Here is a 3,689-nt window from a genome sequence, read left to right as displayed (position 1 = left end):
TTGGGCGCAAAAGCAGTGTTCGGAGAATCCTTTGTGTGCGGAGGCAGCTACACGCTAACCGTATCTGTACAGGCGGCAGAGAACAGCAATGTTCTCTTTCTACCCTTTGAGAGGGTTATGCATATTTGTCCCAGCGCCTGCGGGTTTCACAATGCCCTGATTAAGAATATGGTTGAGCTTATTGCTCGAAAAAACATCAAGCTGATGGAGAGCCTAGAAATTACTACAAAGCATTCCCTGCGGGAAAAGATGCTGGCCTATCTGTCTCAGCTTGCTCAAGAGCAGGGTTCAACAATTGTCACGGCTCCTCTTGGGCGTGTTGATCTGGCCGATTTTTTGGGAGCCGATCGCAGCTCGCTCACAAGAGAACTGAACCGGATGCAGGGCGACGGGCTCATCAATTTCGACAAAAATACCTACACACTTTTGAATGCGCAATAACAGGAATGCAGCGCAAAGCTGGACATCCGTCTATTCTCCATTCGAGTGATGCATCCGCACTTGACAACCCACCTTTATTTCAGTATATTAGCAATGTCTAAAATAATGAAATGGAGCTGATTAATTTTGCAAACAAAAAGAGTCGCACAAGTGGAGGAGGAATGTGTCGCCTGCGGCAATTGCGCCAAATGCTGCCCCTTTGGCGCAATTACTGTGTATAAGGGGCTACACGCTGTAGTTGATGAAATCTGCTGTAAGGGCTGCGGCAAATGCGTCGTCGCATGTCCAGCCGATGTAATCGTATGCAAAAAAAGAGAGGTGGAATCCGCATGAAGGCAAAAAAGTGGTGGTACGATTACTTGTGGATATTTTCCTCCGTTTATTTGGCGCTCGGCTTTTTCAACATCCTGTTTGCGTGGATTGGCTTGCTTTGCTTTATCACACCGCTGCTCATTGCCATGATCGGAGGCAGTAAGGGCTATTGTAACAAGTATTGCGGCAGAGGCCAACTGTTTGAACTATTGGGAGGCAAGTTGGGTCTGTCACGAAAAAAAGCGCCTCCGAAGTTCCTGCGCTCGAAGTGGTTTCGCTATGGTTTTCTCACCTTCTTCATGGCAATGTTCTTTCTGATGCTCTATAATACCTATCTGGTATTTGCAGGGGCAACGCTCCGTGAGTCTGTCACTCTTTTATGGGCGTTTAAACTACCCTGGCAATGGACAAACACCTCATTTGTTCCGCCGGGGATCGCACAGTTTGCCTTTGGCTTTTACGGTGTGATGTTGACTTCGACGGTGCTCGGACTGGTGACGATGATTGTTTTCAAGCCTCGCTCCTGGTGTGTCTATTGCCCGATGGGAACAATGACGCAGGGTATTTGCAAAATCAAACACAGAAAGGACGCACAAAATGGAGGAGAAAGCGAAGCAAATAGCAGAACTGCTTAAAGTGTTGGCCAACGAAAATCGTCTACTGATTTTGTGTGCGCTGATGGAACAGCCCATGAATGTTGGGGAGATTTCCAAATATGTCCCCAATATCACGATGTCAGCGCTGTCACAGCATCTAACACTGCTGAAAGCACACGGCATTTTGGATTTCAACAAGTCGGGACAAACTATCACCTACTCCATTGCGGATCACCGAGTAGAGGAGATCATCCATGTGCTGAAAAAACATTACTGCGCCATATAGAGGGATATTATCATTGTAAAGGAGACGCCTGCTTTGCCAAACATTAGAACATCTACCGATACGAAGGTCAAACATGCTGACGCCGCATTTATGAAATTGAACCGAAATGAATTTACGACCGCATTTGCCTTCACGCTTGATTTTCTTGAGATGGAACTTCGGGGCAACACCAGCAATCATAACAAGCGTACCGGCCTCATCGCCGCTCAAATCGGCAGGGCAATGGGGCTTTCGGATGAGGACATCTTTGATCTGAGTTCCTATGCCATGCTGCACGATAACGGCATCACGCATGAGTGCTACAATGTTCTCTCGAAGGATGGACGTGAGCGCCTCGACTGTACTGCCTCCCATTGCCTTGTCGGAGAGAAAAATCTTGAAGCCTTCCCCTTTTTGAAAAGGCGTGAAACCGTTATCAAATATCACCACGAAAGCTACGACGGAAGCGGACCCTTTGGCATGTCCGGGGATGATATTCCGCTGTTTTCACAAATCATTGCGCTGGCCGAGCCGCTGGAAGTTGCCTATGCAGCCGGCGAAACACATGAGGACATTATAGCCGGCATTGTTGGGGACACTGGGAGCAGGTATTCGCCGCTGCTGGTTGAGGCGTTCAGGAATGCAGCGAGCGCAGTCAGCTTTTGGCTCTCTCTTGACTCCCGTTTTCTTGACTCCGAAATAGGACGTCACATCCCGGTTTACACCATCGACATTGACCTAAAGCAGTTGTTGCCCATTTCGGCCATTATGAGCGGCATCATCGACTCTAAATCACCATTTACCGCAAACCACTCCAAGGGGGCCACCGATAAAACCGCAGTTATGTGCGATTATTACGGCTTTGATGCCGCAAAAAAGACCAGAATGATGATCGCCGCTGACCTTCACGACATTAGAAAGCTCGCCATTCCCAACCACATCATCGACAAGCCCGGCAAGCTGACCGATCCCGAGTTCAGTCAAATAAAAACCCATGCATTTTATACCCGCAAGGTCATCGAGACAGTGCGCGGGTTTGAGGATATAGCCGAGTGGGCTGCAAATCACCATGAAAAGCTGGACGGCTCAGGGTATCCCTTCGGGCTGACGGCGGATGCCTGCTGCTTTGAAAGCCGACTGATCGGCTGCGTGGACATCTATCAGGCGCTGACCGAAGATCGCCCCTACCGCGCAGGCATGTCCCATGAGGAAGCGTGTAAAGTCCTTCAGGGCATGGCGAATGACGGGAAAATCAGCCGCGAAATCACGGCTGATATGATAAGCGTATTTTGCTAAAAACGGTGTGAAGGCTATCTTCACTTACTGTCCGATAGAGATAACCTCATAGCCTGCATCTTCTACGGCGGCCTTGAGTGCGGCATCCGAAACGTCGCTATCGATGGAAATAGTCGCAGTTTTCTTCTCAAGATCCACCACAGCGCTGACGCCACCGATTGCATTCAGCGCTTTTTCCACACGCGCCGTGCAGTGGCCACAGGTCATCCCCTCGATTGTCATTGTTTTCTGCATTTTCTTTTCCTCCTTCGTGTCGCTTATGTTGTCGAGTTGGCAAGCCACATCGCACTGTGAAGCAAGTCTTTGTGGCATATGCTTCGGTTTGAATAATTTGAGCCGAAGCGCATTCGTAACAACAAATACACTGCTCAGGCTCATGGCCGCAGCGGCAAACATCGGATTGAGCTTCCAGCCCAGCATAAGAAAGAATACGCCTGCCGCCAGCGGTATGCCTGCGCTGTTATAGAAGAACGCCCAGAACAGGTTTTGTTTGATGTTTCGGATAACGGCGCGGCTCAGCTCGATGGCGGTTACCGCATCCTGCAGGTCGCTTTTCATGAGTACGATATCCGCCGACTCAATGGCGATATCTGTTCCTGCACCAATCGCAATGCCTACATCTGCGCGGGCCAATGCCGGTGCGTCATTGACACCATCGCCAATCATGGCCACCTTTTTCCCGGATTCCTGCAAACGGCGGATCTCAGCCTCCTTGTCCTGGGGAAGCACTTCAGCTATGACGGTATCAATGCCCATTTCAGCCCGAATCGCTTCGGCAG

6 protein-coding genes are annotated in these 3,689 nt (G+C 49.7%); 5 read left to right on the top strand and 1 reads right to left on the bottom strand.

All coding sequences use genetic code 11. The features are described from left to right. The 5 genes from VB081_RS06930 to VB081_RS06910 form a co-directional block, all read left to right on the top strand. Positions 1-441, top strand: a 441-nt coding sequence (locus tag VB081_RS06930; RefSeq protein ID WP_323400099.1) for a Crp/Fnr family transcriptional regulator, incomplete at its 5' end; no start/stop codon positions are given. A 126-nt stretch (positions 442-567) separates the two neighbouring features. Continuing rightward, entirely contained in the window at positions 568-774 is a 207-nt protein-coding gene (locus tag VB081_RS06925; RefSeq protein ID WP_323400098.1) for a 4Fe-4S binding protein, read from the top strand. Beyond that, positions 771-1,388 carry a 4Fe-4S binding protein gene (locus VB081_RS06920; protein WP_323400097.1) on the top strand — a complete coding sequence of 206 codons (618 nt, stop codon included), beginning with the start codon at positions 771-773 and terminating at the stop codon, positions 1,386-1,388. Before VB081_RS06925 ends, VB081_RS06920 begins: the two co-directional genes overlap by 4 nt. Continuing rightward, on the top strand, positions 1,351-1,635 hold the full coding sequence (locus VB081_RS06915; RefSeq protein WP_323400096.1) for a metalloregulator ArsR/SmtB family transcription factor: 285 nt from the start codon (positions 1,351-1,353) through the stop codon (positions 1,633-1,635). The genes VB081_RS06920 and VB081_RS06915 overlap by 38 nt, the downstream gene beginning before the upstream one ends. Before the next feature lie 33 nt (positions 1,636-1,668). Beyond that, entirely contained in the window at positions 1,669-2,910 is a 1,242-nt protein-coding gene (locus VB081_RS06910) for an HD-GYP domain-containing protein (protein WP_323400095.1), read from the top strand. A 24-nt stretch (positions 2,911-2,934) separates the two neighbouring features. Here VB081_RS06910 and VB081_RS06905 read toward each other — a convergent pair. After that, positions 2,935-3,689 (bottom strand): metal-transporting ATPase (locus VB081_RS06905; protein WP_323400094.1); only part of this gene is annotated, 755 nt, incomplete at its 5' end.

Origin of the sequence: Christensenella sp. (assembly GCF_034927525.1) — a bacterium.
In the GTDB taxonomy this organism is placed as follows: Bacteria; Bacillota; Clostridia; order Christensenellales; family Christensenellaceae; genus Christensenella.
Note: the sequence above shows the minus strand (reverse complement) of the source record. Positions and strands in the feature narration are given on the sequence as shown.